This window comes from Bradyrhizobium manausense (assembly GCF_018130615.1).
Classification (GTDB): Bacteria; Pseudomonadota; Alphaproteobacteria; order Rhizobiales; family Xanthobacteraceae; genus Bradyrhizobium; species Bradyrhizobium manausense_A.
Genome location: NZ_JAFCKB010000019.1, coordinates 39159 through 64434, shown reverse-complemented (window position 1 = coordinate 64434; position 25276 = coordinate 39159). Strand labels below are relative to the sequence as shown.

Genomic DNA, 25276 nt, shown 5'->3' with positions numbered 1-25276 from the left:
AGCGATGAAGATCGGTGCGAGATCAGAGCTTGTGGCGAACACCGTCTGCACCGGTTTCGAAAGCGAACCATCATCGATCAGTCCTCGCCGAGGCGGTCGAGTAGCGACAGTGTCGTCGCCAGGGTCTCCTGTTCGCGTGGCGTGAGCATCATCTCGATGCGTCGTACCATCCAGTCCTGTCTGATCGTCCGCGCTTCGCTCATCCAGCGCCGGTAACCCTTTGTCAGCGAGATGATCGTTTGCCGTCTGTCGCAGGCGTCGGGCCGACCCGTGACATGTCCGGCGGCCTGAAGGGCAGCGACCGTGATCCGCATCGATTGCGGGGTTACGCCTTCCGCTCGTGCAAGAGCGGAGACCGTGCCGGCTCCATTCTGTTCGAGACGGAGCAGCACGGAGCCTTGGGCGGTCGTCAACTCCCCGATGCCGGCCTCCCGCAGCATGCGTCGCCGCAGCACACCCACCACCTTCCGCAGGCGAGCGGCCAGCATCGGTGCGCGCCTGGAATCTTGATTCTGAGAATCTGAGAGCATGATGCCATCCTAATATTACAATTAAACTGTACATATTAACTGTAAAAAATGTCAATCGACAAAGGGATGCATCTTCGATGGGTGGCGTACCAATCCAGAACCGGGAGACGTGGTTAACGCCTCCGATCCACGTGAGATCGCTCCAGGCGTTTTCGTGATCGAGGATCACCGCGTCCCCGTCGTCTCCAATATCGGGATCATCTTCGATGAAGAGGTCGCTCTCGTCGTTGATTGCGGCATGGGGCGGATGAGCGGTGAAGCCGTTCTCGCGGCCGCCTTCGGCTGGCTGGCAAGCGGAAGCTCTATCTAACCCTCACCTATTTCCATCCAGAGCACGGTTTCGGAGTGGAAGCGTTCAGGGGCGTGGCCGAGATCTTCTAAAACCGTGTGCAGGCGCTGGAGTTGGCGGACAAGGGCCAGCACTTTCTGGAGATGTTTCGCGGAATTGGGCCGGCTGCCACCGCCGCTCTCGTCGACACCCGGCTCGTCGAAGCGGACTGGCTTTACGACGGAGACCTGTTCGAACTCGCTCTCGGGGGCTGGACAGTGCAACTCAGGACCCGGCGGCGAAACGTTCATACACAGGGCGATCAGGTCGTATTTCTTCCGGCGGAGCGCGTCCTGTTCACAGGCGATCTCGCCGAGAAAAATACGTTTCCGGTTTTTCGCGTGGTTTCCGCCGCATGACATGGACGTCGATGCAGCTAATTGGGTCGGGATTCTGGATGACTGCATTGCGCTTGATCCGCGAATCGTCGTTCCCGGACACGGCGCCATTCGTGACCGCGGTATTCTGGTCGACATCCGCGACTGTATAACCGACATCGCGGCCCGCGTGGCGGAAGGCTTACCGAATGCGAAGGATGACGAGGAATTCGCCGTGCGACTCATGCCCGAGATCACGGCGGTGCATCCAGACTGGCATGCGCCCGAATGGATTGGCTCGGCGATCCGCTATTTTGCCCCGCGCTGACGCTTCGTCCGAAGGAGGCCGATAGGGCGCCCACACTAGCCCAAGGCTGTGCCATCAGCGCTCGTCACTTTGCTCGGCAGTCGGCCTCAGCCCTTGTCGAGTTCGATCATCTCCGGTGGCAGATGATTGATGAACAGCTCGGCCGACTTGCCGTCCTGGTAGAGAGCGTAATAGCGATCCGCCAGACGGTCGGGATCGCCGAAAGGATCATCCTTGCTCACGAAAACACCGAGCGCGACAGCGGCGACATGGACTCCCTTGCCGCGAACGGCGTTACCCAGCGTGCGGGCGTAGTTGCGCACCGCCGAACCGGCTACGCCCCACGCTCCGGCCATGGGCATGAAGCCTTTCGCTGCAGCACCCATGGTGAGAATGATCGTACCGCTCCCACGCGCCAACATTTCAGGTAGCGCCTGCTGGACGCTGGCGACCGCGCCGAGCGCCATGATTTCGAAGTGATGCTTTACGACGGCCGGCGTCATAGCGGTGACTTCGAGTTCGGCAAAGCCCGCGGGATCGGCCGGAATGGCGATCGGACTGTATTCAAGAACGTCGATGTGGCCAAAGCACTGTTCGATGAACTGGAAGGCCTGTTTGAGGGACGTCTCGTCGGTCACATCTCCGGCGAAACGTTCGACGGCAATGCCGTGGCTCCTTAGCTCGGCGACGAGAGCGTCGAGCTTTTCCTTGTTTCTTGCTACCAACGCAACCTGAAAGCCTTCTCGCCCGAAGCGCTTGGCGATCGACAGGCCCAACCCTGGTCCTGCTCCAACAATGGCAATGGTCTTGTTCATGATTCCGTCCTCTGCCGTGCCGAGTTGCGAATGCTCTCACGTCGGCCTTTGCTCCAGCCTGTTTGGTCGGGAGGTACGAGCCGCAGCAGTTCCAAGGCGCGTGAGATCGAGGCCGCAGTCGATCCGGCGTTGATGAGCAGCAGACGACTCTCTCCTGAATCGTCAGTTCTTTTGTGTGACTATGTTATGATAGGAACTGTGAGACGTGTGCAAGACGGCACAATAAGCATACCGAGGTTACATGGATGTAATCGATCCGCTCACGCTCGGCGACGAGCGATGTCACAAGGTCAAAAGGGTACTGTCGCATGTCGGCGACAAATGGAGCGTCTTGATCATTGTCACGCTGATCCGTGAGCAGAAACGTTTCTCGGCCTTGAAGCGGGAGATCAACGACATCTCGCAGAGGATGCTGGCGCTGACGTTGAGAAATCTTGAACGGGACGGTTTGGTGGAACGCATCGTCACACCGAGCATTCCGCCGAGGGTTGACTACCGGCTGACGGAGATGGGGCATTCGCTCGCAGACCCTGTGCTGACGCTCGGGCAGTGGGCGATCGAGCATCTCGACCGGATCGACGAGGCAAATGCACGCTACGATGCAGGCAATCGATAGAACGACGTGCAAGAGGGGCGCTAAGCCTTCCGGCCGGCGCCCATTCCCAGCTCAGATCCGGAACTTGTCTCTGTTGTCGGTGGCGTAGGTGGCGAGGCACCTGACCGGATGACTTGTGAGCGTTTCGACATCGCTGGTGACCATAGCGGTCCACCCCTGGCACCATCTCGAACAACCCCGCATGATGGTTGGCGTAACCCTCCGGGTATGCCCTCAGAAGTGGGGGTCAACGCGTCGTTCCGTCCCCGGAGACAGCTAGGCTAGGACAGAATGCCCGATCCTCCAGAAAAATGCGGGCCGTTCAGCCTGCAGATGAGCCGAGCACGCTGCATCCCAATACCCACAAATTCGGCCCTGACGCCGCTAGGGTCAGCGCGCCGTCCGCTATCAGGTCAAGGTCAAGGTCAAGGGGCTGATTCCGCAATCATGTCGACCAAAACCTGCTCAATTCGCTTGCCAGATCACTGCGCGTCGGGACGACCGTCTTCCAACCATTTTTGATACTCTGCTGCACTGTCATTGGTTGCCGGAAACAGACCGAATATAGAACGACCACGCCGCAGATGCATAGCGACAAAGACTTCATACTCGGCAATCAGAACAGCTTCTTCCGCCACGTCACGCGCCAGACTACGCGGGATCGCCACGATACCCTCACCATCACCGACGATGATATCACCTGGATAGATCGCGACGCCAGCGCAGCCAATCGGTGTATTGAGTTCGGTCGGATGTAGCCAGATCGGCGTGGCAGGCCCCGAACTCTCCCGCTCGAAACATGACAGTCCGCTGGATCGGATCCCCGGCGCGTCGCGAAAGCCACCATCGGTCACCACGCCGGCCACGCCGCGCATCTTCAATCGCAACGCCATCATGTCACCCATGCATGATGCTCGCGAATCGCTCCCTGTACTCATGACAAGAACCGCTCCTGGCGGGCATTCCTCGATCGCCCGCCGATGAAGGCTGTCCTCACGCGAGTAGAGGGCCATGCTGTCCACGTCCTCGCGCGCAGGGATCCAGCGCATAGTGAAGGCAGGTCCTACCATCGGGGCCATATCATGCGATATCGGCCTAAGCCCGAGCAAAAAGGTGTTGCGGAAGCCCCTCTTCAACAAGATATTTGACAGATTTGCAGCGCCACAACGAGCGAGCTTCCTGCACAAATCCGCGTCGAGTGGTGTGATCTGCGAGACATCGGTGAAAGTCACCCATCTGCTCCTTTACGTAGCTTAACCATCGCCTACAAGCTGATCCGCTTGTCCCAGGGTGACTCCCCTCCCCAATTGATGCACACGCTCTGTCGTCGCATGTAGCTTTTCCAAGAATCCGAACCGGCCGTTCTACCTCCGCCCGTTTCCTTCTCCCCGCCGAAAGCTGCGCCAATGTCGGCGCCGGTTGTCCCCATGTTCACCTTTGCGATTCCACAGTCGCTTCCTGCGGCGGAGAGAAACAGCTCTATGTTTGCCAAGCTTGCGCTGTGAATACCCGAGGCCAGTCCCTGTCGCACGTTGTTGTGGATATGAATGGCTTGCTCGATGGTCTCATACTCCATAACAAACAAGATCGGTGCAAAGGTTTCGTGTTGAGCGCAAGGCCAGTTGGGCCTGACATTGACTATGATTGTCGGTTCGACGTAGTAACCCGGGCGAACAATCCGCTTACCGCCGCAAACGACCTGCCCTCCAAGTTCGACGGCCTGCTTCACTGTGGCTTCGAACTGCTCAACGGCCGCCCGATCGACAAGGGGGCCGACAACAGTACCTTCATCCCGCGGATCGCCGACCTCGATCTGTTCAAAGGAGCGAGTCAACAAGTCGACTAGCGGACCCGCGACCGATCGGTGGGCGATGATCCGCCGGGTGCTCGTGCAGCGCTGACCTGTGGTTCCCACTGCACCGAAAGTGATGCTGCGAGCGGCAAGCTTAAGGTCTGCAGTCTCATCGACAATGCAACCGTTGTTGCCCGAACACTCCAGCATGTATCGCCGGCCGAGCGTGGATCCTACGAGTCCCGCTACTCTTTGGCCGACCTTGCTCGAGCCCGTGAACGAAACCAGCGCAATTCGCTTGTCCTTCACCAGCAGTTCGGCCGTCTCGTTGTCCTCAGGCAGGAACAGTGAAAAGACGCCTTCGAAGCCAAACTCCTTCATGGCAATGTTGCAGAGGTGCTGCAATCCGAGCGCGGTGACCGGCACTTTGGGACTGGGTTTCCAGATCACGACATTTCCACCAATCGCGGCCAGAAAACCGTTTTGCGCCCAGACTGCCGCCGGGAAATTATAGGCCGAGATGACGCCGACCAGACCGAGCGGGAGCCACTGGTCGTACATTCTGTGTTTGTAGCGCTGAGATTGCTGGGTAAATCCGTAGAGCATGCGCGCTTGTCCAGCGGCCAGGGCCGCCATGTCGACGACCTCCCGAAGTTCACTCGTCGCCTCGATGATGGACTTGCCGGTGTCCAACACGACCAGCGCGGCCAAGTCGCCGATGTGCTCTTCGACCAGTCTGCCGATACGCGCGACAAATTCTCCTCGGCGCGGTGGGGGCACCATCCTCCACTTGACCTGCGCCGCCGCGGCATCGCTTATGATGTTCTCGTAGTCTTGGGCTGTGGCTCCGGCGATTTTCACCGTGACGGTTTCGTCGGCCGGGCAGACAGCATCGAAGGTGCGCCGGCCCTGCGTCTGGGACCAGCCCTGGGGCAACGAGTGCGCGCCCGCCTGCACGGCTCCGATCTCGAATTTCTTCAGTACATCGCTAGTCTTGAACATCTATCTTTCCTGCTTGCGCGATCGTTCGGGATTTCGACGAAGCCATCGAAAATCAGTGGAAGAAATCCGGTGTCGGATCCGTTCCCCACTGCGTCGTGTCCTCGGCAGAGACCTGGTAGTTGAGCCCCTTGTAGCTGTGGTCGGCCACGTCCCCGTCCGTGTAGTGCTCGACACGAAAGCCAAACGGATCACGCCAATAGTCGAATATCTGGCTGCCAATCAGGTGCCTGCCGACGCCGACGTCGAGCTTGTGGCCCCTGCTGACCAGATGATCATGTGCCCCCATGACCGCGTCGATATCCTGCATCTCGAAGCTGCAGTGATGAACGCCGATCTCGGACGCCTCGTTGATTAACAGGCAATGGTGATCGACCGGCTTGTCCCCGAGATCAAACCGCACGAACGTTCCGATGATCTTGCTACCGTCGCCAGGAACGCACATCACATCCGACGTCAGGAGTCCGAAGCGGCTCTTGAACCAGGCCAGCGTTTCCGCGTGGCTGGTCACGCGCAGGACAAAATGCCCAAGCCGAAGAACGAGGCCAGCCTCGCGTCTGGGCCTCAATGAGACATTGACGCGTTCCTTGCTGTCGCCCCAGTTCACGGGATACCTCCGACGATGCGGCAGCGGCACGACCTCCTCCTGCCCCCAGAGCGCGTCGATGACAAAGCCATCCGGCGCAATCATGCGGACGCGCCAACCGCCTCCGGGCCAGTCCTTGACTTCTTCCACGGCAGACGACCCCGGCATCGACGCAAGCTCTTCGAGATCCGCCCGGCTGGCCATCCGCAGGCCCCCGCCCAGGAACCTGCTTTCCGCACCAAGAAGGCTGACGTGAACGAAGGGCGCAGAACCGGCGCCGCGTAGAAAGAGCAAATCATCGCGTCGTTGTGCCGTGACCAGTCCGAAATCGTGCATGAACGATTCCATCAGGTCGAGATCGGTCACCTGATACGCGACGTAGGCAAGATCGATGGCTTTGGGCATCGTTTTCATCCCTCTGTTCGGAAGGCGATCGTGATTTAGGGTTCATCCGTTACCGAGCTTGTGCGCATTAGCCAGCCACCAGGGACCACCAGCACGCTATCGACGTGCCAGCGCCATTGCGAGAATGAGAATGCCGCCTGTCGCGATCGATTGAGCGTAGGCTCCGACCTGCATGAGGTTGAGTCCATTCTGGACGATGATGATCAGAAGAGTGCCAAGCACTACCGTGAGCGTTCTGCCCTGGCCACCGCTCAGACTAACACCGGAGATGACGCAGGCCGCGATCGAGTCCAGGGGCATGCTGGCGCCGACGTTGGCCCCACCGGTCCCCAACCGCGCAGTCAAAAGCAGTCCCGAGATGGCCGCCAGGACACCCGAAAGCATAAAGGCCGCGATACAGACGCGATGCGTACGGACACCGGACAGCTCGGCTGCCCGCGCATTGCCTCCCGTTGCATAGAGATAGCGTCCAAAGCGCGTCCACTCGAGAACGATATAGGTTACTGCGACCAAGAGCAGAGCCACGATCGCCGGAACCGGAAATCCCGCGAGGCGTCCAAAGCCGAAGATCTCACCAAGCAGAGGCGGCATGCCGTAGACGGGAACGCCACCCGAAACAAGCAACGTAGTGCCGAAGAGGACGGAAGATATGCCGAGCGTCATCATGAAGGGTGCAATTCGGAAGACGCTGACGCCCACCCCGTTGATTGTTCCGACCAGAGCACCAATTAGGACGCCGGTGCCAAGTCCTGCCGCAAGAGCCAGCAGTGGAGTGTCCGGACACGCCGCGAACACCACGGACATCATCGCGCTTGCGACCGAGGTCAGCGAGACAACAGAGCCGACCGACAGATCGAGTCCGCCTCCGACGATCACGATCAATTGGCCAAGTGAAATAATCAGCAGATAAACCGATTGCCGCGCGACATTCGTTAGGTTGTTGAGCGTGCCGAAGTTCGGCGAACCGAGCGTGAACACGACCGAAGCGACAACAAACATGGCTGGGAGCGCGATTGCCTGGCGGTTGACGATCAGCCGCCGAAAAACCTCGGTGCGTCGCCTGACAGGCTGATCCACGATATCAGGCACGACGCTGCTCAACCGCCCCTCCCTTTCAAAAGAACCGCTCAAGGATGCGACGCTCATCGAAGGCTCCGCGCTTAAACTCGCCGACCAGACGTCCTCCACTCATGACCAGAAGACGATGTGTCAGCCCCATCAACTCGGGCAGGTTCGAAGAGACCAGTAGAACAGCCGCGCCGCGCGCGCTCAGCTCCGACAGGCAGCGGTAGATGGACATGCAGGCGCCGATATCGACGCCGACAGTCGGCTCGTCGAACACGAATACCTTGACGTCCTGAACGAGGCTCTTCGCCAGCAAGACCTTCTGCTGGTTCCCGCCGGACAGCGTCGCGACCCGATGGTTCAGGCGCCCCGCCGAGAGATCCACGGCGCTCGCGAGTTCCGACAGATAGGCTACTTCTTGCCATGGCCTGAGCCAGCTTCCCCGCGATGGCCCCGCCGCCAGACCCGATAAGGCGATGTTTTCACGCGAATTGCGTTCCAGCATCAAACCGTCATGCTTGCGATCAGCCGGCGAATACCAAAGCTTATGACGGATCGCATCTGCCGGGCCCTTGATTGAGACAGGCACCCCTTCGATCAGGACGCGCCCCTCCGTAAGCCTTCTCAATCCGAAGCAGGCTTGGGCAAACTCGCTCTTGCCGGATCCGACGAGCCCCGCGAGCCCGACGATCTCGCCAGCCCGGACCTCGACGCTCGCATTCGTCACCTGCATCACGCCAGGCTGCGGGGCCAGCGTCACGTTCTCCAGCGACAGTCGGACCGGCCCAACCTCGGCTCTTGGCTTGGGATAGAGTGCGACGATTTCGCGCCCGGACATCAGCCGAATGAGCTCATCGCTGGACGTGTCGGCCGGTACCGTCTTGACGAACCGACCTTCACGCAAGACCGTCACGCGGTCTCCCAGGAGCGAAATCTCGTGCATCCGATGCGTGACATAGATGATCGCGGTCCCTTCCTCCTTCAACCGCCAGACCAACGCAAGAAGTGCCTGTGTATCGCGTCCCGACAGCGAGGCCGTCGGCTCATCGAGGATCAAGAGCTTCGGCATTCGCTTGAGGGCCTTGCAGATTTCGACCATCTGCTGCTTGCCGCGGGCGAGCGCCGAGACGCGTGCACCGGCATCGAGATCAAAGCCGAACTGGTCGATCAGACCTTGCACACTCGCCCGTTCGGGCCCCTTCGACAGCAGGCGCCACCCGTTGAGCGGTTCCTCGCCCAAAGTGACATTCTCCGCAACCGACAAATGCGGGACGAGGGAAAATTCCTGGAACACGGCGCGAACCCCGTGGGCTCGTGCCGTGGCGACCGAGTCAAACCGACAAGGCCGCCCGTGGCCCTCGATCGATCCCGCACTTGGCTCCTGTGCGCCGGCTACGATCGAGATGAGCGTCGACTTTCCTGCGCCGTTCTCTCCGAACAGCACATGCACCTCAACAGGTAGCACGTCGAGCGAGACGCCCTCAAGCGCGACCAACTGACCGTAACGTCGGCTCAAGCCCTTAACGCGCAGCACTGTTCGCTGCGCGTCGATGGCGCGTGCTAACTGGGCCGGTGTTGACGTCGACATCGAGACGGCCTCGCGAAACCTTTGCCTATGGGCTCGAGGTCTACGGCTTGTACGAGAACACGGGCCGGTAGTCGGCCGGCGCCAGCACGGTCGCTCGATCGAGCGTGCCGATATCGGGCTTGGAGTAGACCTTGCCGATCGTGCCGACGTCGGCATACTCGACCTTCTTTTCGAGGAGGCGCACGGCCTCATCGAGTGCGATGCGAGCTGTCGAGACGACCGGCGAGGCGCCCGCCTCGATGCCCCCGCTCTTGAGGAAGTCGTAGATTCCAGGCGTCGTGTAAACCGAGACGAGCTTCACCTTGTCTTCGACGCCGCGGGCCCGCAGCAAAGGATAGGCGCCTTCAACCATCACGGCCGTGCCGACGACGTAGTCAATGTCCTTGTGCGTCTGCAGAATATCCTCCACGAGACGCGCCTGGACTTCCCTGCCGATGTCGCCGTATTTGGCCTCAATGACCTTTACCGCGCTATCCTTGATGCCCTCACAGAAGCCATTGTCGAAGGCGATGACGAAACCCGCACCTGCCGGCCCTGGGAGCCAGGCGACGTTTACCTCCTTACCGCCCTGCGGATGCTTTGCAGCCAGGTAGTGACCTGCACGAAGCCCTTCATCATACGGGCTCGTCAGAATGCGCACGGCGGTGTCCTTCGACGACACGCCGTTGATGGCGTCGACGACCGGGATGTTTTTGCGTTTCAGCTCGGTCAGGATGTTGTCCATGCTATCCCGCGCGATCGCGACCATGATCAGGGCGTCAGCTCCACCCGCGACACAGTCCTCAATCTGCGAAATCTGCTTTCCGAGCTCCGTGTAACCTCCAGCGTCGAAGGTCTGAACGCTGACACCGAGCTTCTTGGCCTCGTCAACGATGCCGTAGTTGGCTGCGAGGAAGAATGGATCCTTCATGTGCGGGAAGGACACACAGATCAACCAATTTTTTCCAGCCTTCGCGATGGCGCTGAGCGGCGTGTACTCGAACCGCCCCTCTTTGTCGTCGACTCTCTTCCCCTTGATCGGGAGAGGATACCACTCCCTGGCGCCCGCCGGCGTAAGAAAAGCTCCCAACATGAAACCGGTGCAGGCTGCAATTGCGATCCTCAAACCTGACTTCACGACGCGCCCCCTTGCCTGATCGACCATTGAGATCGCTGCCGAGGCGCCATTGCGCCGGCCCGCTCAATTTCCAAGCGATGTCGAGAAGTAGGTGCTCGCCGAGGTATGAAGTCAATTGATAGATTATCGCCACTTCTATAACCTAATGGTTATGTTCAGCTATGAGGCTCCGATGTGCTGTTCCTCAGAACCAGTTTGAATCTCAATCACTTAAGGCTACTGATCGCGCTTGACACTTATCGTAGCGTCCAACGCGCCGCAACCTACCTGCACATCACCCAACCCGCGGTCTCCAAGAGACTTGCGGCCATGGAAGCGGCGATGGACCTCACACTCTTCAAGAGATCGAGCCGCGGTATCGAACCGACCGAATATGGCGAGCGGCTGGTCGGCTGCGCCCGAGAGATCATGGCCAAGCTCGCGGATGCCGAAAAAGACCTCCGCGACATGCGCGAGGGACGGGTCGGCCACATCTCGCTTGGCGTGCTGCCGGCAGCGGCCGTTCACCTCATCCCGCGGTTCGTCGCCAAGCTCGAACAGGAAGACGTATCAACCTCCGTCTTCATACGTGAGGGGACGATGGACGAGCTGCTGCCAGGACTGCGAGTCGGCGAGTTCGACATCATCGTCGGGACGCTGCCCCAACACCCCCTAGGCTCAGAATACGCGACAGAAGTGTTGATGGACGAACAGATCATCGCGGTCGCACGAAACGGGCACCCGTTGCAAGACGTCGGCTCGTTGAGCTGGCGCGATATCGAAAGATTCTCGATGGTGCTTCCGCCCCCCACGACGATGACACGCGGCGCCATCGATGCAGCTTTCTCACGTCATGGCACCCGCATTCTGCACACGAACGTCAACTCCACGTCGACCATGACGAATATCGGCACATTGCAGCTGACCGATTCGATAGGGTTCCTGACGCGTTCGCTTGCCAGGCACTTCCCCAATCTGTGTGAACTTCATCTGGAGGTTCCGGGTATACAGCTACACGTCGGCCTCGTCTGGATGGTTGATCGCCCACAGACCAATTCTCACCGGCTGACGCGGAAGCTCATGCAGCTTGCCAGCTCGGAGATTTTGCGTTTGGGCGCCGAACGGACTGCATCGACTTGAGCGACCACATGAGAGAACCTGCTCCAGTTTCCCTCTCGTCACCGTGACTCGGTCGAATCACCACGGATGCGCGCCCGCAAGGCGCAATCCGACTGTCGTCACCTCAGATTGCTTGAAAAACTTCACGAATAATGAGATCGATCGGCTCGTTTTGTAAATTGACCCGCGTTACGCCGATGATGTAGCGTTCCGTGAAATTTTACAAATAGGAGCGATCCATGACCGAAGAATTGCTGATCCAGCTCAAGGATGTGGCGCCGGACCAGTGGATCGACTTTCCAGACTACGGGTTTCGTCAGTTCTTCTTCTGGAAGAATCCACAGACAGGCGCGAGCATGGCAGCGCTTGATTTCCGCGAGGGCGGCGGCGTGCCGGTCAAGCATTCACATGCCTCGAACCAGTTCATGTACTGCATCGAGGGCGAATACGAATATACGGACAGCAAGCTCGTCCTTGTCCCCGGCTCCTTCTACATGAATCCCAAGGACCATCCTCACGGACCGACTCTGGCCCGCAAGCGCAGCATGCTGATCGAAATCTACGACGGTCCGCACTATTACGAGAAGCCGAGCTTCCACACCGACCAGAGCATCGGGGGCTTCCTCGCAAATAAGAAGTGAAGGCTGGCGCGGGAGACTACGCGGCGCAACGCTAACGGCGCCTCTCAGGTGACGATGCGGGCGTCGACGATGCTCTTGCGTAGCGTATCGAGATGCGTGCGCATGGCGGAAGCGGCCGTATCAGCATCCCGAGCGGCGATGGCGCGGAATACCGCAGTATGCTCCTCCTGGGTCTTCTCCAGATGATCCAGCTTCCATGTTCGCAGATGCCAGATCCTGGCGATTCGATCGTGCAGGGCGTTCAGCGTCTCCGAGAGAATGGCATTGCCGGCCGCGATGGCCACAATCTCATGAAAGCCACGGTCAGCGCGGGTGAACGCCTCAAAATCCTTCTGCTTGAGTGCACGGCGGCTCGACGAGAGATTCTGCTCGATCTGATCAAGAATCTTCGGGTCGGCGCGCTGGGCAGCGAAACGGGCAAGCTCGCCCTCGATGGCGCTCCGCGCCTCCAGCACGCTCAGCGCGTCATGCAGGGTATCAGGCACGATTCTGATGCCCTTGCGGGGAATGATCTGCACTAATCCCTGCGTGCTCAGCATCTGCAACGCCTGACGCACTGGTGTCTTGCCGATCCCGATTCGCTCGCTCACTATCTGCTCGTTGACGCGCTCACCAGGCGCGAACTGCAGCGTCACAATCAAGCGGCGAATCTCGTTGTAAGCAGCCTGTTTCAGGCTCGTCTTCGACTTTCGCGCGCCATCGCCAGACGACGCGATCGTGGCGCCCCCCCTCGAATGGCGACTGCTCGGCATCAGCACGACTCCCGATCGACTCAATATCCACCGCAGCTCATACGCGGCTGGCCCCGATATGGGCAACTCCCTCAATCTCTACATTAATCGAAGGATCTGCAAGCGCCGCGACCTGGACCAGCGAACACGCGGGAAAGTCTCCGGTGAAGAACTCGCGCCGCGCCTTCCAGACCAGTTCCCGCCTGGAAATGTCGGTCACGAAGATGGTGAGCTTGACGACATCGGCCATGGCGCCGCCAGCAGCCTCGACCATGCCTTTGAGCTTGCCGAAGATGATCCGGGCCTGCTCATATTCGTCGAGACCGGCGACCGCCTGCATGGACTTGTCGCGCGCGGTCATTCCGGAAAGATAGGCGATCCCGTCCACCAACAGGCAGTTCGACCAGAGCCCGGTGGCCGGCTCCGAAACATCAGGACTAATGGGGCGTTTGATCTTGGACATCGCGATCCAGCTCCTCGGGGTTCAAAATAGGGATTAGCGGTTCACGATGTCGTTCCAGCTTGCCACCAGTGCGGCGCGATTCTGGGAGAAGTAGTCCCAATCGATCCGCCTGAGTTTGCCGATTTCGGGCACTGACGCGGCAATCTCCGCGGAGACGGCAACGTTGCGGTTGGCAGGGCGGGTCCGGCCGTTGATGGTCCAGGCATTCTGGGCCGCTTCGCCCAGAATGTGATCGATGAAACCATCGGCCAGCGCACCGTTGGGCGCATTGGCGACCTTAGCAACGTTGAGCGGGACCGCATAAGCTCCCTCGCTCGGCACCACGAACCTCAGATCCGGGACATCCTTGTCCTGCATGAGCGCGAGCACGCTGCCACTGAAATATGGCGTCGCCCAGATTTCCTCGGTCTTAAGCCAACCAACGGCGATACTGTCTTGCTCCCAGAGCCCAGGACCGGAAAGCCGGATCTGGCGGATCGACTTCATACCTGCCTCCGGAGAGCGCAGATCTCCGTTACCCAAGCGAGCAAACGCGTCCAGCGAATAGATCGAGGAGTTGTATGTCACGTTCGGGTGCGTCACGTGCCCCTTGAGATCGTCGCGCAGTAGGTCCCCCCAAGAGACGATCGGCTTGCTGACCCACTTCGCGTTGTAGACGATGCCCCAGCTACCGTAGGCCGCAGGCACGGCAAAGCCGTCCCATGTCATCAGCGCGGGATCGACATTGGCGAGGTTCGGAATCCGCGCGGCATCGAGCTTCGACACGAGACCCGAACGCGCGACCAGTGGCATCAAAACGTCGATGAAGGCAGCGACATCCGTATTCGGCTTAGCCCGGCTCGCTTGCATCTGGGTGAATCGTGGACTGTCGAAGGATTCGGTCACGACAACACGATCCTTGTCCGCGAAGGTATCAAGGAATGAGCGACGGAAGTTGGCTCCGAGCAGCCCCGGATACCAGCTGACGGAAAGCTTGGTCTCCTGGGCCTGGAGGCGCCCCAGCGGGCCAACCATGGCGGCGGCGGAGGCCAGTGAGGTTAGTGCCGCGCGGCGGCTGATCGATCCTGCCTTCATCCGTAACCCTCCGAACAGTAAAATTTCACTGATGATGTCGTATTGCCAAATTTTGTTGTGATTGACAAGTTCACTGCACGCGTACGATGATATGTAAAATTTCTCAAACTGTGATGCTCGACGATGCCAGGCCCCCCCAGCACATCGCCCGTTCCGCTCAAGGTCCGTGCTAGGGGACTCGACAAGTCCTTCGGTAGCCATCGCGCGCTGCGCGCCATTGATCTCGACATCCACAACGGCGAGTTCCTGACCCTGCTCGGTCCTTCCGGCTGCGGGAAGACCACGCTAATGCGGGTCATTGCCGGACTTGAGACGAATGACGGCGGCACGGTGATGATCGACGGTCGCGACGTCACGCATGAGTCCCCGCGGCGGCGCGGACTTGGGATGGTGTTCCAGAGTTATTCGCTCTTCCCCCACATGAGCGTGGCCGAGAATATCGGTTATGGGCTGAAGGTCGCCGGAAAATCCAAGACCGAGATCGAGGACAGGGTCCGCGAGATGCTGGAGCTGATTAGCCTGCCGCACGTCGCAGACCGACGTCCGAAGGCCCTTTCCGGAGGCCAGCAGCAGCGCGTCGCCCTGGCCCGCGCGCTGGCAACCCGGCCATCGCTGCTGATGCTCGACGAGCCGCTCGGCGCGCTCGACCTGAAGCTGCGTCGGCAGTTGCAGGCGGAACTGAAGCGCATCCACCGCGCGACCGGCATGACCTTCCTCTTTGTGACCCACGATCAGGAAGAGGCGCTGTTTCTGTCGGACCGAATAGCCGTGATGCGAGATGGCCGCATCGAGCAGCTCGACACGCCGGAGAATATCTATCGTCGGCCGGCGAACGATTATGTCGCCGATTTCGTCGGGGACGTAACCCTCCTGTCGTGCGGCATCAGCGGGCGCAACCGAAGGCTCGCGGTCGTGCACGACTGGCCGAACGCCGCGCCGGTGACGATCGCACACCCTTCGCCGTTCGATCGGTTTCGACTGGTAGTTCGTCCGGAGCAGGTCGCGCTCGTGCCACCCGATGGCCGGAACGGGCTGCCTGCCAACGTCCAGGAGGTTATCAATGAGGGGAGCACTACACTCGTCCTACTGAAGGGGCCGGCTGGCAACCAATTGAAGGCGCGCCTGATCGGGCGCCCGAACTTCGCGCTGCATCGCGGCGCGGCCATTTGCGCGGAAGTCCGCGGTGCCGAGGTCTGCCTTCCCATGGAGGCGGGATGAGTTCGATATCGTCGAGTCGTCCCATGCGCACACGTGGCCGTGTCGCGTTCACGGCGCTCCTGCTGGGAGCCCCCGCGCTCGCGGCGACCGCAGCGCTGGTTGCCGCGCCGCTGGCACAGATGTTCGACGCTAGCCTTCGACACCAGGATTTCGGCATCCTGCAGCCAGGCTTCACCCTGGAGAACTACCGTGCGCTCCTTGGCTCAGTTCAATACGCGGAATTGTTCTACAAGACGATCGCCGCAGCCGCGTTGGTCACGATGCTCTGCGCGCTCTTCGGATTTCCGGTCGCACTCCATATCGCGGCCGCGGGACCGCGGCACAGGGCGTTTCTCTATTTCCTGGTGACCGCTCCGCTGCTGATCAACACGGTAGTGCGCAGCTACGGCTGGCTGCTCATGCTCGGCAATCGCGGCCTGATCAATACAGTGCTGATCGCAACCAGCATCACCAGCGAACCGCTGCCATTGTCGGGCAATCTGCTCGGGATGGTCATCGGCGCAACCCAGGTGTTTCTGCCCTTCATGATCCTGTCCCTGACGACCTCGCTCGACGGCCTTGATTCGAGGCTTATCGAGTCCGCAGGCATTCTCGGTGCCAGCAGGATCCGGACATTCCTTGACGTCACCCTCCCGCTCACCGTTCCCGGCCTCATTGCCGGATCGGTCCTGGTGTTCAGCCTGATGCTCGGGGCTATCGTGACGCCTCTCATGCTCGGTGGAAGCGCCATCCGCTACCTGTCGGTGACGATCTACACCGACGCGTTTGTCCTGTTCGATCTGCCGCGCGCGACCGCGTCGAGTGCAATTCTGTTGCTTGCCGTCACTTGCCTGTACGCGCTTCAGCGCCACTTCATCCGGAGCTATCAGGATAAGGCGACAACATGACGCAAACCTCGCTACCGGTGCGCATAGCGGCCGCCTGCACTTATATCTTCATGTTCCTACCGCTGATGGTAATTATCCTGTTCTCCTTCAGCGACCGCTCCTACTTTACATTTCCACCGCAAGGCTTCTCCCTCAAATGGTATGTGCAAGCCTGGGAGGGAGGTCAGTTTTTTGTCCCGGCGATCCGCAGCGTCGCCCTCGGCACGATCGCGACGGCGATCGCCGCTGTCCTTGCCATCGGCGGCGGCCTCTCCATTCGGCGCCTCAAGGAACGTCCTGTCGCGCGCGCGATCGAATTGACCTTCCTGTCGCCCTTGATCGTGCCGCATCTGATCCTCGGCATCGCCCTACTGCATTTCTTCAATCCACCGGGCCTGATCGATACGTTCACCGGGCTCCTGCTCGCGCATGTCGTGATCGTCTTTCCATTCATGTATCGAACCGTGCTCGTCAGCATCCACGATCTCAACCCGCAAATGGAGGAGGCCTCGGAACTGCTTGGCGCCTCTTCCGTTCAGACGTTCCGCCACGTGATCCTGCCTTCGCTGGTGCCCGGCCTCGCCGCCGGCGGCGTGCTCGGCTTCATCGTGTCGTTCGACCAGTTCACGATATCGATGCTGATTACCCAGCGCGAGCAGATCACGCTACCCGTAGCGATCTACAAATACCTCTACGACGTCAACGATCCCGTCGTCGCGGCGGTCTCGTCCGTGCTTGTTGCCTTTGGCTTTGCGCTGACGCTGGCCGTGCAGGGGCTGCGCCGCGCGAACCTGCCCACGGCATAACCCCATCGTGATCTCAGCAGAGAATCGAATCAGTAGATGACGACCTTGTCCCATCCTTCGCCGAGGCGACTGTTGAGCCGGCGAAGCGTGCTGGCACTGGGCGCGCTGCTTTCCGGAAGCGGCGGAACGGCGATCGCCTATCCAAAGCGCCAGGTCATGGTGGTCGTACCATATGCCGCGGGCGGCACCGCTGACATCGTCGCGCGCCTGCTCTGCGAGGAGCTGCAAAAGAGACTGGCCGTGACCTTCGTCGTCGAAAATAAGGCAGGCGCGAGCGGTACGCTTGGCTGCGCGACGGTCGCCAAGGCGGTGCCGGACGGCGCGACCTTGCTGTACACCGCCGGCGGGCCGCTCACCATCGGCCCTCATCTGATGAAGACGGTGCCCTATGCGGTGGCACGTGATTTCACGCCGCTGGCGCTGATCTGCCAAGTGCCGAGCTTTCTGGTCGTCAATGCAAACGACTCGGCGAAGACTCTGAGGGATCTCGTCGCGCACGGGCGATCGAAACCGAACGCACTCCGGTTCGCCTCGCCCGGCATTGGCACGTCGGTCCACATGATCGGTGAATTGTTCCGCCTCCAGGCGGGCTTCGAGGCTGTCCACGTGCCATATCGCGGCGGTGCTCCCGCGATGAACGATCTGTTGTCCGGACAGGTCGACTACATGTTCGAGAACGTGCCCCAACTGCTGCCCCAAGTGCAGGCCGGCACGCTGCGCGCGCTCGCAGTGACGTCGCCGGCGCGAATGGCATCTGCGCCGGACGTGCCGACCTTGACGGAGGCCGGCGTTCCCGGTGTCGAGGTGGGCACATGGTATGGCCTGCTCGGCCCCGCGGCGCTGCCGGACGCCATCCGCGCGGAACTGACGGACGCAGCGACCGAGATCCGTCGCAATCCCGCGTTCGCTGGCCGTATCGGCGAACAAGGCGCACAAGGAGACCTGCGCAGTGGCACCGAGTTCGAAGCGTTCATTCGCGAGGACGATCGACGCTGGCGTGACACCATCGAGAGTGCGAACATCCGCGCCGAGTAGACGGACTGCTGTCCGACCGCTTCTCCAGCGCAGCCGACTACGTCTTGAGCTTCACCTCGACCAACACGTTGCTGTATTCCCAGTCACTGTTGTTGATCAACTCGTGCGGAATCCCGGGCTCACGCCACAGCACCTCACCCGGCGATTCGATCGTGTCTTTTTCCCGACCGTCGTCGAAGATCATCTTGTTCTTGCCGTGTGTGATCGGCACTACGAGATAGGGCAGCAGATGCTGGTGCCAGGGTTGACGCTCGCCAGGCTTGAGATGAAGACTCCAGACCCTGATCTCGTCGTTCTCAAAAATGATCTTGTCACCGATTGGGCCAAGCTGGCGGGTCGTCATGGACATGCTCCTGATGTTTGAACGTCTCGTCGAACGGGTCTGACGATCCGGTCATGGACCGGATCAATAGCGGAGGTCATAGGAAGAATTGCTGCGACATGGTCGTCGGGCCGGATCAACACCGTGGTATCGATGGAGCAACCGAGGCGCGCCCGCAAGGTGTCTCCCACATCCAGCAGGCTCCGATGTCTAAGGCCCGAATCGAACGGGGCATCTCGACGCGAGACCAGCAGATGACGAAGCCCCGGCCGATTGGCGGGGAGAGCTGGGCGCCGACGTGGGTCGGCGAAGTGGAGACAGAGAAAGGTATCGTCCACCAGTTGGTGCAGACGAACCGACCGCCCTTCGGAACAGTGGACCTCTGCATCGGGAATGCGATCTCCAACACAAAGCCGGCCCTGCGCGGTCCGCACCATCGACCACTCGCCGTTTTGCCCGACATCGAGGCGCACGCCGAGCATGGTCCGGGTCATGGCGTTGGCCCATCGATCGCCGGACATCGTCTCGACACCGCCCTGCTCGCCCAGCATATAGCGACGAGCGGCTTCGGCCATCTCACCGGATCCCTTTGCCGCCACCAGATACTGCTCATGCGCATAACCGTCGAGCAGTTCGTCATCCGCCCAGCCGCGCGTGACCCAGGCAAGTCGCCAAGGCAAGCTGATCGCGTCGAGAATTCCGGTGTTGAGACCAAGAGCCCACATCGGAGTGATCAGGTGCGCGGCGTCGCCCATCAGGAAGACACGCCCAACGCGCCATGTCGACGCGATCCGATGGTGAATGCGGTAACTAATGGTATTCAGGATCTCGACATCACCGACGGCTCCGACGAATGCCCTGACCTTGTCCGCAAGCTGCTGTCGTGTGGGCTCGTCCGCGTCCCCCGTGAGAGGGAACAAAAAGCGCCAGCAATGCGGCTGCCGGACCAGGACCATCCACTCCGCTGGGTCCGCGAAATAGGCGAGATAGGGGTAGTCCCGAGGCGTCGCGACATCAAGGTCGGCGCGGACATCGGCCAGGAACGTGCGGGCAGACAGCGTCTCACCCTCGATCGCGATATTCAGCGCGCCTCGGATCGTACTGCGTCCGCCGTCGCAGGCGAGCAGGTAGGATCCTTCGAAAGTCCGCTGGCCCAAAGGAGTATCGAAAGTCGCCGTTACGCCGTCGGCCTCCTGAACAAATCGTTCCACGCGATGCCTGAGGTAAGTCGCACCCGGAGCACGCCTCTCGATCGCGCGATGAAGGATGGGCTCGAGATGATGCTGGGGCAGGTTGACGACGAAGGGATAACGCGTGTCATCCCGCAGTAAAGCAGTCTCCACAGACGGACGCATCTTACCGGACGAACGTTCGATGTCGCCGATTTCGTCAACACGCAAGGACGCCTTCAGCACGTCGTCGGCGACGCCGTAGCGGCGAAACGCCTCCAAGGTCCGCGTCAGGATGGTCCCAGCCTTGGTATCCCTCGACAGCGAACCGTCCTCTTCGAAGAGCATGAACGGCACGCGATAGAACGCCAGCGCGAGTGCGGTGGTAAGACCGACGGGGCCTGCGCCGACGATCAGGACAGGCTTCATCTGAACCTCATCCGATGCCGAACGGCTGGCGACGAAATCGAATGGGCGCCCATTGGCCTCAATGTCCAGAAGCAGTTGGCGGAAGCCAGGGTGCAACGAGCATCTCGACCACCTCGACGAGGAGATAGGCGATAACCCCAAGTAGCGAAAGAGCGAACAGGGCGGCAAAGGCCAGCGGCGTGTCCAGTTGCGACGTCGCGGTCAAGAGGAGAAAGCCAAGGCCTTCGCTCGAGCTTACGAACTCCCCGATCACCGCGCCGATGACGGCGAGGGTCATCGCCACCTTGGCCCCCGTCATGACGAACGGAAGCGCTGCGGGGAGCTGGATCTTCATGAATATCTGCAGCGGGGTAGCACGCAGGCTGCGCGCCAACTCATGCAGTTCGCGCGGCGTGGAGCGAAGCCCGGCGGTCGTATCCACGATGATTGGAAAAAAGGCGACCAGCCAGACGATAACGAGCTTCGACTCGATCCCAGTGCCGAGCCAGATCATCACGATGGGAGCCAGCGCGACCTTGGGAACAGACTGCAATGCGACCAGGATCGGATAGAACATCAGGTTGAGCGGCCGCGAATTCGCGATGGCCACCGCAATCGGCAGCCCGACCACGATCGCGAGCACGAAACCGCTGAGCGTCTCCTTGAACGTGATCCAGCCCTCGCTCAGCAGGAGCGGAAAGCGGGTCACGAACGCGGCGGCGACCTTGTCGGGTGTCGGAAGCACGACCGTCGGAAGCCGCCCGATCCAGCAAATGAGAATCCAGGCCAGGATGATCACCGCGACACCAACAAGCGGATACCCCACCCGGGAAAGCTGTTGGCGCATCATTGAGCTCCACTTGCGGAGGCGGCGGGAATGACGCCGAGCGCCTCGCTGGCGACGCGCTCCAGTGCCGTGAAGTCTTCGTGAAACCGCAGCTGCTGCGCGCGCGGATACGGTAGATCCACCAATATCTCCTTTGCGACCCGCGCGGGCCGCCGACTGAAGACGAGTACCTTATCCGAAAGATAGATCGCCTCGGAAATCGAGTGCGTCACGAACAGCACTGTCGCGCCGGTCTCTTTCCTGATCCTCAGCAGCAGGTCGTTCATCTCCAGCCTGGTGAATTCGTCCAAGGCGCCAAATGGTTCGTCCATAAGTAAGAGAGCCGGCTGATGAATCAGCGCACGGCACAATGCGACGCGTTGCTGCATGCCGCCGGACAACTGATGTGGACGCGCCGAAAGGAACGAAGACAGCCCGACCAGATCCAAAAACTCGACCGCTCGCTTGCGGGCTGCCGCATCGTTCTTTCGCAGGATCTCCATTGGAAACAGAACGTTGTCGAGGACGCTGCGCCAATGCATTAGGCTCGGAGCCTGAAACACGAAGCCATAATTGCCGAGCGGCTCGTTTACTTCGCGGCCGTCGATCGAGACCGTGCCGGACGTCTTCGGGATCAGTCCGGCGATGACGCGAAGCAGCGTGGTCTTGCCGCAGCCGCTGGGTCCAAGGAAGGATACCAGTTCGCCCCTGGCAAACTCGAAGCTAGCATCATCGAGCGCCACGACCGGCTCGCGGTATGCTTCCTGCGGCGGGAACGTCTTTCGGACGCTTCTGATCGAACCGAATGTCATGGTGAAAAGGGCTGCGCTACGATGGGCAGGGAGTGACAAGGGGTGAGCGCGGCCGCGATCGAACTTATGCGATAGTTCGCCGCAGTCGGGGCAGGCTCCCCGGCAAGAGCACGGCGTGCGGCCGCCTTCGCCAGATCTGGTCCGGTTCTTGCGTATCTTGCAGTCAAGCCGATCACCAGGTCCGGTCCCGCGCAAGCGGGATTGAAGTCCTCGATATGTCTCTATTCACTCGATTGCCCCCAAGCTCAATGTACATTTCTTGTGAAATATCTTATGATATATTCAATGTCAATTTTGGGTCCGTTCCGAGGAGTGAGAAGCGCATGTCGAGAATTTCAAGCTTCATGATCGCGGTGGTGCTGTTGTACGCGGGCGGTCCTGCATCGGCGCAGGAGCGCGACGTCAAGTTCATCCTCGATTTCATCAGTCTGGGCCGTCATGCGCCGTGGTACGTCGCACTCAACAAGGGCTACTATAAGCAAGAGGGGTTGAATGTCTCGATTCTGCCTTCGAAGGGCACGGCGGACGCCATTCGTTCGGTGGCCACCGGCACGACCGAATTCGGCTTCATCGACGTGCCGAGCCTTGTGGCCGCCGGCAGCAACGCCGCAGCGGTCAAGATCGTTGCGGCAAACTATCAGAAACCTCCCTACTGCGTGTTCAGCCTCGATCCGGGGGCTAATATCGACAGTCCCAAGAAGCTCGCCAATATCGAGCTTGGCTCCAGCACGGCATCCTTCGTGCCGAAGATCTGGGCGGCGTTCATGGAAATGAACGGTGTCGACAGCAAGACATTGAAGATCGTGAACATCGACGGATCCGCGCGCGTGCCAATGCTTGCCGCGCACAAGATTGCGGCAATCGATACCTTCGTAATGAGCGAACCGGCGATCCGACGCGCGGTAACCGACGCGAAGCCGGTATGCCTGTTCGCGGGCGACTTTGGTTTGGAGATCTACGCCAACTCCATCGGAGTCAACGAGACGTTTCTGAAGGAGAACCCCGACCTAGTCCGCAAGTTCGTCAAGGCGTCGCTGCGGGGATGGAAAGACACCTTCGAGAACCCCGAGGAAGCCGCCCGCATCCAGCTGCAATATGTCAAGGCACTAGATCCGCAAATCGTGGTCGAGGAGATCGGCATTCTGCGCCGCGTTGCAATCAGTGACGACGTCAAGAAGCACGGTCTCGGCTATATTGCACCGGAGCGCATGAAGTCGACGGTGGACTTCATCAACAAGAACATTGATGTGGCAGGCGACAAGGTTACGGCCGACCAGATCTACGTACCGGGCTTTCTCCCGCAGGAACCGATCCTACCATGAAGGCGGAAACGATCAACTTGCGCCGGGGCGCGCGCAGCGGAGGACCGCTCGGGGCGATGTTGCGCCTGCTCGCCGGCTCCCTTGCTGCGGCATCGCTCTCGTCGCAGGCAGCCCGCGCTACGGATGAGGCGTTCCCGAACCGTCAGGTCACCATCGTCTCGCCATATCAGGCCGGCGGCACCAGTGACATCATCGCGCGGTTGATCGCACGAAAGCTCTCTGACAGCTGGAAGCAACCCGTCATCGTCGAGAATAAGCCCGGCGCCAATGGCAGCATTGGCATCATGGCCGTGATCAAGGCGCCTGCCGACGGCTATACGCTGTTGGCCGTTGCATCGAGCGCACTCACGATCAATCCGCTTATCTACCGCAACCTTCCTTACGATGTCGGGCGCGATCTTGCACCGGTAACGCGCACCGGACTGGTCCCGAACGTATTGGTCGTAAACCCGGCACTTCCTGCGAAGAACGTAGCCGAGCTGATCACCCTAGCCCGCACCAGGCCCGGCAAGCTGAACTACGCCTCCCAAGGCAACGGCTCGAACGGACATTTGACCGGCGAAATGTTCCGCCAACGCGCCGGCATCGACATCGTGCACATCCCCTACAAGGGCAGCGCGCCCGCCGTCACTGACCTCGTTTCCGGCCAGGTCGACCTCATGTTCGACAATCTGCCGAGCGTTCTCGGGCAGATTCAATCTGGCCAACTTCGCCCATTGGCCGTGACGACGTCCGCACCGGCTGCGCTGCTGCCCGGCATACCAACCGTCAGCGATGCAGGATTTCCCGGCTTCGAGAGCAGCGCCTGGTTCGCCGTGCTCGTCAGCGCACAGACACCGGAGCCGGTACGCGCCAGGCTGGAAGCGGCCACCGTAACCTTGCTTAAAGACGAGGACGTTTCACGTCGCCTTGCCGAGCTCGGGGTGACGGTAACTGCCGGCGGGTCGGCCGAGCTCGCAAGCCGCATCCAGGGTGAGAGCCAGACATGGCGCGAGATCGTGACCAAGGCAGGAATTGCGGTCGAATAGCGCGAAGGCATGCTGGCAACTTAGGTGCTCCTAATGACCCGTGAGAATCATAGTCCATGACTGAAAATATCCGTCTCGACGTTCATGCGCATTTGGTCGCCTCCGACGGCGCCTCACTGTCCGCCTTTGCCGGCGTAAATTGGGACTCTTCGTCCAGAAAGCTTACGGTCGATGGCCACACCATCGGACTGACCAACTTGTTCAAACCGGGAGCGCTGCTCGCCTGGATGGACGAGCATCGTGTTGAACACGCCTGGATTTCCGTCCCGCCGCCGGTTTACCGCCAGCAGCTCGCCGCCGACGAAGCGCTACGCTGGGCCAATGCGCTGAACCAGGAACTGACCGCGATTGCGCGGGCACAGCCGGCGCGCTTCTCTCCACTGCTGCATTTGCCCGTTGAGCATCCCGAGGTGGCGGCGCAGATCGTCGGCGCGGCGCAATTGGCGGGGCAACGGCGCTTTGCCATGGCCGCCGGAGCACCAGGCTGCGCACTCTCGGCGCCTGCCTACGACCCGCTGTGGACACAGCTCGATGCGATGAAGGGATTTCTGTTCCTTCACCCAGGCGAAGGCTGCGATACGCGGCTCGATCCGTTCTATCTCCACAACCTTCTCGGCAACCCCGTCGAGACTGCCATCGCCGCGTCCCACCTGGTTTTCAGCGGCGTGCTTGAGCGCTACCCAGGGATCCAGGTCTGTCTAGCCCATGCTGGCGGCGTGACCGCCGCGCTCGCCGGGCGCTGGAACCGCGGCCACGGCACCGCGCGGCCGGGGCTCGATCTCGAGAAGGAGCCGCCGCTCAAGGCGCTGCGCCGTTTCTGCGTGGACTGCATCAGCCACGATCCCGCAGTACTCGATCTGGCTACCTCGGTGTTCGGCCCCGGTCACATCCTGTTCGGGTCGGACTGGCCCTTCCCGATGGGATTGCCGAACCCGCACACCCAACTTGCTGATCTCGGCTCGCAGGTCCGCAAGCGCATTTTCTGCGACAATCCGGAAAAGCTGAACTGAAGG

28 protein-coding genes are annotated in these 25276 nt (G+C 60.6%); 12 read left to right on the top strand and 16 right to left on the bottom strand.

Annotation, left to right across the window (positions count from 1 at the left end; genetic code table 11):
* Positions 1 to 77: 77 nt before the first annotated feature.
* Entirely contained in the window at positions 78 to 488 is a 411-nt protein-coding gene (locus tag JQ587_RS28530) for a MarR family winged helix-turn-helix transcriptional regulator (protein WP_249154566.1), read from the bottom strand.
* 196 nt (positions 489 to 684) lie between these two features.
* Between JQ587_RS28530 and JQ587_RS28525 the strand changes: the two genes are divergently transcribed.
* The gene (locus JQ587_RS28525; protein WP_212427535.1) at positions 685 to 840 is read left to right on the top strand and encodes a hypothetical protein; all 156 of its coding nucleotides are present in this window, start codon (positions 685 to 687) and stop codon (positions 838 to 840) included.
* Here the strand turns inward: JQ587_RS28525 and JQ587_RS28520 are convergent.
* On the bottom strand, positions 837 to 1220 hold the full coding sequence (locus JQ587_RS28520; RefSeq protein WP_212427534.1) for a hypothetical protein: 384 nt from the start codon (positions 1218 to 1220) through the stop codon (positions 837 to 839). The genes JQ587_RS28525 and JQ587_RS28520 overlap by 4 nt on opposite strands.
* Here JQ587_RS28520 and JQ587_RS28515 point away from each other — a divergent pair.
* On the top strand, positions 1219 to 1503 hold the full coding sequence (locus tag JQ587_RS28515; RefSeq protein WP_212427533.1) for a hypothetical protein: 285 nt from the start codon (positions 1219 to 1221) through the stop codon (positions 1501 to 1503). The two genes, JQ587_RS28520 and JQ587_RS28515, sit on opposite strands and share 2 nt — an antisense overlap.
* Positions 1504 to 1589: 86 nt before the next feature.
* On the opposite strand, the gene JQ587_RS28510 is transcribed toward JQ587_RS28515, so the two are convergent.
* Positions 1590 to 2297 (bottom strand): SDR family NAD(P)-dependent oxidoreductase, encoded by a 708-nt coding sequence (locus JQ587_RS28510; RefSeq protein ID WP_212427532.1) that lies wholly within the window; start codon positions 2295 to 2297, stop codon positions 1590 to 1592.
* Between the two features lie 241 nt (positions 2298 to 2538).
* Here JQ587_RS28510 and JQ587_RS28505 point away from each other — a divergent pair, with 241 nt between their 5' ends.
* Complete coding sequence (locus JQ587_RS28505) at positions 2539 to 2913, top strand: winged helix-turn-helix transcriptional regulator (protein WP_212427531.1); 375 nt, start codon at positions 2539 to 2541, stop codon at positions 2911 to 2913.
* Positions 2914 to 3374: 461 nt separating this feature from the next.
* Here the strand turns inward: JQ587_RS28505 and JQ587_RS28500 are convergent, their stop codons facing one another.
* The 6 genes from JQ587_RS28500 to torT all read right to left on the bottom strand — a co-directional run bounded on the left by JQ587_RS28500 (position 3375) and on the right by torT (position 10471).
* On the bottom strand, positions 3375 to 4124 hold the full coding sequence (locus JQ587_RS28500) for an RraA family protein (protein ID WP_212427530.1): 750 nt from the start codon (positions 4122 to 4124) through the stop codon (positions 3375 to 3377).
* Positions 4125 to 4156: 32 nt separating this feature from the next.
* The gene (locus JQ587_RS28495) at positions 4157 to 5686 is read right to left on the bottom strand and encodes an aldehyde dehydrogenase family protein (protein WP_212427529.1); all 1530 of its coding nucleotides are present in this window, start codon (positions 5684 to 5686) and stop codon (positions 4157 to 4159) included.
* A 52-nt stretch (positions 5687 to 5738) separates the two neighbouring features.
* On the bottom strand, positions 5739 to 6674 hold the full coding sequence (locus JQ587_RS28490) for a VOC family protein (RefSeq protein ID WP_212427528.1): 936 nt from the start codon (positions 6672 to 6674) through the stop codon (positions 5739 to 5741).
* 96 nt (positions 6675 to 6770) lie between these two features.
* Positions 6771 to 7820, bottom strand: a complete 1050-nt coding sequence (locus JQ587_RS28485) for an ABC transporter permease (RefSeq protein ID WP_212427527.1) — start codon at positions 7818 to 7820, stop codon at positions 6771 to 6773.
* Positions 7789 to 9327 carry a sugar ABC transporter ATP-binding protein gene (locus JQ587_RS28480; protein WP_212427526.1) on the bottom strand — a complete coding sequence of 513 codons (1539 nt, stop codon included), beginning with the start codon at positions 9325 to 9327 and terminating at the stop codon, positions 7789 to 7791. The genes JQ587_RS28485 and JQ587_RS28480 overlap by 32 nt, the downstream gene beginning before the upstream one ends.
* A 40-nt stretch (positions 9328 to 9367) precedes the next feature.
* The gene (torT, locus tag JQ587_RS28475; protein WP_212427525.1) at positions 9368 to 10471 is read right to left on the bottom strand and encodes a TMAO reductase system periplasmic protein TorT; all 1104 of its coding nucleotides are present in this window, start codon (positions 10469 to 10471) and stop codon (positions 9368 to 9370) included.
* 147 nt (positions 10472 to 10618) lie between these two features.
* Here torT and JQ587_RS28470 point away from each other — a divergent pair, with 147 nt between their 5' ends.
* Both JQ587_RS28470 and JQ587_RS28465 read left to right on the top strand, forming a co-directional pair.
* The gene (locus JQ587_RS28470; RefSeq protein WP_212427524.1) at positions 10619 to 11563 is read left to right on the top strand and encodes a LysR family transcriptional regulator; all 945 of its coding nucleotides are present in this window, start codon (positions 10619 to 10621) and stop codon (positions 11561 to 11563) included.
* 218 nt (positions 11564 to 11781) lie between these two features.
* Positions 11782 to 12183, top strand: a complete 402-nt coding sequence (locus JQ587_RS28465; protein WP_212427523.1) for a cupin domain-containing protein — start codon at positions 11782 to 11784, stop codon at positions 12181 to 12183.
* A gap of 44 nt (positions 12184 to 12227) precedes the next feature.
* On the opposite strand, the gene JQ587_RS28460 is transcribed toward JQ587_RS28465, so the two are convergent.
* From JQ587_RS28460 to JQ587_RS28450, 3 genes are read right to left on the bottom strand one after another with little or no spacing between them, the layout of a single operon-like run.
* Positions 12228 to 12935 (bottom strand): GntR family transcriptional regulator, encoded by a 708-nt coding sequence (locus JQ587_RS28460; RefSeq protein ID WP_212427522.1) that lies wholly within the window; start codon positions 12933 to 12935, stop codon positions 12228 to 12230.
* 37 nt (positions 12936 to 12972) lie between these two features.
* Complete coding sequence (locus JQ587_RS28455) at positions 12973 to 13377, bottom strand: RidA family protein (protein ID WP_212427521.1); 405 nt, start codon at positions 13375 to 13377, stop codon at positions 12973 to 12975.
* Positions 13378 to 13410: 33 nt separating this feature from the next.
* Positions 13411 to 14451, bottom strand: coding sequence for an extracellular solute-binding protein (locus tag JQ587_RS28450; RefSeq protein WP_212427520.1), 1041 nt, complete (start codon positions 14449 to 14451; stop codon positions 13411 to 13413).
* A 123-nt stretch (positions 14452 to 14574) separates the two neighbouring features.
* On the opposite strand from JQ587_RS28450, the gene JQ587_RS28445 reads away from it, so the two are divergent.
* From JQ587_RS28445 to JQ587_RS28430, 4 genes are all read left to right on the top strand, one after another.
* Complete coding sequence (locus JQ587_RS28445) at positions 14575 to 15669, top strand: ABC transporter ATP-binding protein (RefSeq protein WP_212427519.1); 1095 nt, start codon at positions 14575 to 14577, stop codon at positions 15667 to 15669.
* A 23-nt stretch (positions 15670 to 15692) separates the two neighbouring features.
* Positions 15693 to 16556: an ABC transporter permease gene (locus tag JQ587_RS28440; RefSeq protein WP_212427518.1), complete on the top strand. Its 864-nt coding sequence runs from the start codon at positions 15693 to 15695 to the stop codon at positions 16554 to 16556.
* Complete coding sequence (locus tag JQ587_RS28435; protein WP_212427517.1) at positions 16553 to 17341, top strand: ABC transporter permease; 789 nt, start codon at positions 16553 to 16555, stop codon at positions 17339 to 17341. Before JQ587_RS28440 ends, JQ587_RS28435 begins: the two co-directional genes overlap by 4 nt.
* A gap of 72 nt (positions 17342 to 17413) precedes the next feature.
* Positions 17414 to 18376: a Bug family tripartite tricarboxylate transporter substrate binding protein gene (locus tag JQ587_RS28430; protein WP_212427516.1), complete on the top strand. Its 963-nt coding sequence runs from the start codon at positions 17414 to 17416 to the stop codon at positions 18374 to 18376.
* A 37-nt stretch (positions 18377 to 18413) separates the two neighbouring features.
* Here the strand turns inward: JQ587_RS28430 and JQ587_RS28425 are convergent, their stop codons facing one another.
* Genes JQ587_RS28425 through JQ587_RS28410 form a run of 4 tightly spaced genes read right to left on the bottom strand, consistent with a single transcriptional unit; the run spans position 18414 to position 21844 of the window.
* A complete protein-coding gene (locus tag JQ587_RS28425) occupies positions 18414 to 18719 on the bottom strand; it encodes an AraC family ligand binding domain-containing protein (RefSeq protein ID WP_212427515.1) in 306 nt (101 codons plus the stop codon).
* A complete protein-coding gene (locus tag JQ587_RS28420) occupies positions 18716 to 20296 on the bottom strand; it encodes an FAD-dependent monooxygenase (protein ID WP_212427514.1) in 1581 nt (526 codons plus the stop codon). Before JQ587_RS28420 ends, JQ587_RS28425 begins: the two co-directional genes overlap by 4 nt.
* A gap of 58 nt (positions 20297 to 20354) precedes the next feature.
* On the bottom strand, positions 20355 to 21125 hold the full coding sequence (locus JQ587_RS28415; RefSeq protein WP_212427513.1) for an ABC transporter permease: 771 nt from the start codon (positions 21123 to 21125) through the stop codon (positions 20355 to 20357).
* Positions 21122 to 21844 carry an ABC transporter ATP-binding protein gene (locus JQ587_RS28410; RefSeq protein WP_349629539.1) on the bottom strand — a complete coding sequence of 241 codons (723 nt, stop codon included), beginning with the start codon at positions 21842 to 21844 and terminating at the stop codon, positions 21122 to 21124. The genes JQ587_RS28415 and JQ587_RS28410 overlap by 4 nt, the downstream gene beginning before the upstream one ends.
* A 413-nt stretch (positions 21845 to 22257) precedes the next feature.
* Between JQ587_RS28410 and JQ587_RS28405 the strand changes: the two genes are divergently transcribed.
* The 3 genes from JQ587_RS28405 to JQ587_RS28395 are packed head-to-tail and all read left to right on the top strand — an operon-like array spanning position 22258 to position 25273.
* Positions 22258 to 23235, top strand: a complete 978-nt coding sequence (locus JQ587_RS28405) for an ABC transporter substrate-binding protein (RefSeq protein ID WP_212427512.1) — start codon at positions 22258 to 22260, stop codon at positions 23233 to 23235.
* Positions 23232 to 24263: a Bug family tripartite tricarboxylate transporter substrate binding protein gene (locus tag JQ587_RS28400; RefSeq protein WP_212427511.1), complete on the top strand. Its 1032-nt coding sequence runs from the start codon at positions 23232 to 23234 to the stop codon at positions 24261 to 24263. The genes JQ587_RS28405 and JQ587_RS28400 overlap by 4 nt, the downstream gene beginning before the upstream one ends.
* Positions 24264 to 24319: 56 nt before the next feature.
* Positions 24320 to 25273: an amidohydrolase family protein gene (locus JQ587_RS28395; RefSeq protein ID WP_212427510.1), complete on the top strand. Its 954-nt coding sequence runs from the start codon at positions 24320 to 24322 to the stop codon at positions 25271 to 25273.
* Positions 25274 to 25276 lie beyond the last annotated feature (3 nt).

Excerpts from the sequence above, each read along its gene's own strand:
- JQ587_RS28515 (WP_212427533.1), top strand. The coding sequence starts at position 1,219 with ATGGACGTCGATGCAGCTAATTGGGTCGGGATTCTGGATGACTGCATT.
- JQ587_RS28450 (WP_212427520.1), bottom strand. The coding sequence starts at position 14,451 with ATGAAGGCAGGATCGATCAGCCGCCGCGCGGCACTAACCTCACTGGCC.
- JQ587_RS28510 (WP_212427532.1), bottom strand. The coding sequence starts at position 2,297 with ATGAACAAGACCATTGCCATTGTTGGAGCAGGACCAGGGTTGGGCCTG.
- JQ587_RS28445 (WP_212427519.1), top strand. The coding sequence starts at position 14,575 with ATGCCAGGCCCCCCCAGCACATCGCCCGTTCCGCTCAAGGTCCGTGCT.
- JQ587_RS28520 (WP_212427534.1), bottom strand. The coding sequence starts at position 1,220 with ATGTCATGCGGCGGAAACCACGCGAAAAACCGGAAACGTATTTTTCTC.
- JQ587_RS28420 (WP_212427514.1), bottom strand. The coding sequence starts at position 20,296 with ATGAAGCCTGTCCTGATCGTCGGCGCAGGCCCCGTCGGTCTTACCACC.
- JQ587_RS28415 (WP_212427513.1), bottom strand. The coding sequence starts at position 21,125 with ATGATGCGCCAACAGCTTTCCCGGGTGGGGTATCCGCTTGTTGGTGTC.
- JQ587_RS28465 (WP_212427523.1), top strand. The coding sequence starts at position 11,782 with ATGACCGAAGAATTGCTGATCCAGCTCAAGGATGTGGCGCCGGACCAG.
- JQ587_RS28395 (WP_212427510.1), top strand. The coding sequence starts at position 24,320 with ATGACTGAAAATATCCGTCTCGACGTTCATGCGCATTTGGTCGCCTCC.
- JQ587_RS28480 (WP_212427526.1), bottom strand. The coding sequence starts at position 9,327 with ATGTCGACGTCAACACCGGCCCAGTTAGCACGCGCCATCGACGCGCAG.
- JQ587_RS28405 (WP_212427512.1), top strand. The coding sequence starts at position 22,258 with ATGATCGCGGTGGTGCTGTTGTACGCGGGCGGTCCTGCATCGGCGCAG.
- torT (WP_212427525.1), bottom strand. The coding sequence starts at position 10,471 with ATGGTCGATCAGGCAAGGGGGCGCGTCGTGAAGTCAGGTTTGAGGATC.
- JQ587_RS28495 (WP_212427529.1), bottom strand. The coding sequence starts at position 5,686 with ATGTTCAAGACTAGCGATGTACTGAAGAAATTCGAGATCGGAGCCGTG.
- JQ587_RS28400 (WP_212427511.1), top strand. The coding sequence starts at position 23,232 with ATGAAGGCGGAAACGATCAACTTGCGCCGGGGCGCGCGCAGCGGAGGA.
- JQ587_RS28490 (WP_212427528.1), bottom strand. The coding sequence starts at position 6,674 with ATGCCCAAAGCCATCGATCTTGCCTACGTCGCGTATCAGGTGACCGAT.
- JQ587_RS28485 (WP_212427527.1), bottom strand. The coding sequence starts at position 7,820 with ATGAGCGTCGCATCCTTGAGCGGTTCTTTTGAAAGGGAGGGGCGGTTG.
- JQ587_RS28435 (WP_212427517.1), top strand. The coding sequence starts at position 16,553 with ATGACGCAAACCTCGCTACCGGTGCGCATAGCGGCCGCCTGCACTTAT.
- JQ587_RS28505 (WP_212427531.1), top strand. The coding sequence starts at position 2,539 with ATGGATGTAATCGATCCGCTCACGCTCGGCGACGAGCGATGTCACAAG.
- JQ587_RS28530 (WP_249154566.1), bottom strand. The coding sequence starts at position 488 with ATGCTGGCCGCTCGCCTGCGGAAGGTGGTGGGTGTGCTGCGGCGACGC.
- JQ587_RS28455 (WP_212427521.1), bottom strand. The coding sequence starts at position 13,377 with ATGTCCAAGATCAAACGCCCCATTAGTCCTGATGTTTCGGAGCCGGCC.
- JQ587_RS28440 (WP_212427518.1), top strand. The coding sequence starts at position 15,693 with ATGCGCACACGTGGCCGTGTCGCGTTCACGGCGCTCCTGCTGGGAGCC.
- JQ587_RS28460 (WP_212427522.1), bottom strand. The coding sequence starts at position 12,935 with ATGCCGAGCAGTCGCCATTCGAGGGGGGGCGCCACGATCGCGTCGTCT.
- JQ587_RS28425 (WP_212427515.1), bottom strand. The coding sequence starts at position 18,719 with ATGACGACCCGCCAGCTTGGCCCAATCGGTGACAAGATCATTTTTGAG.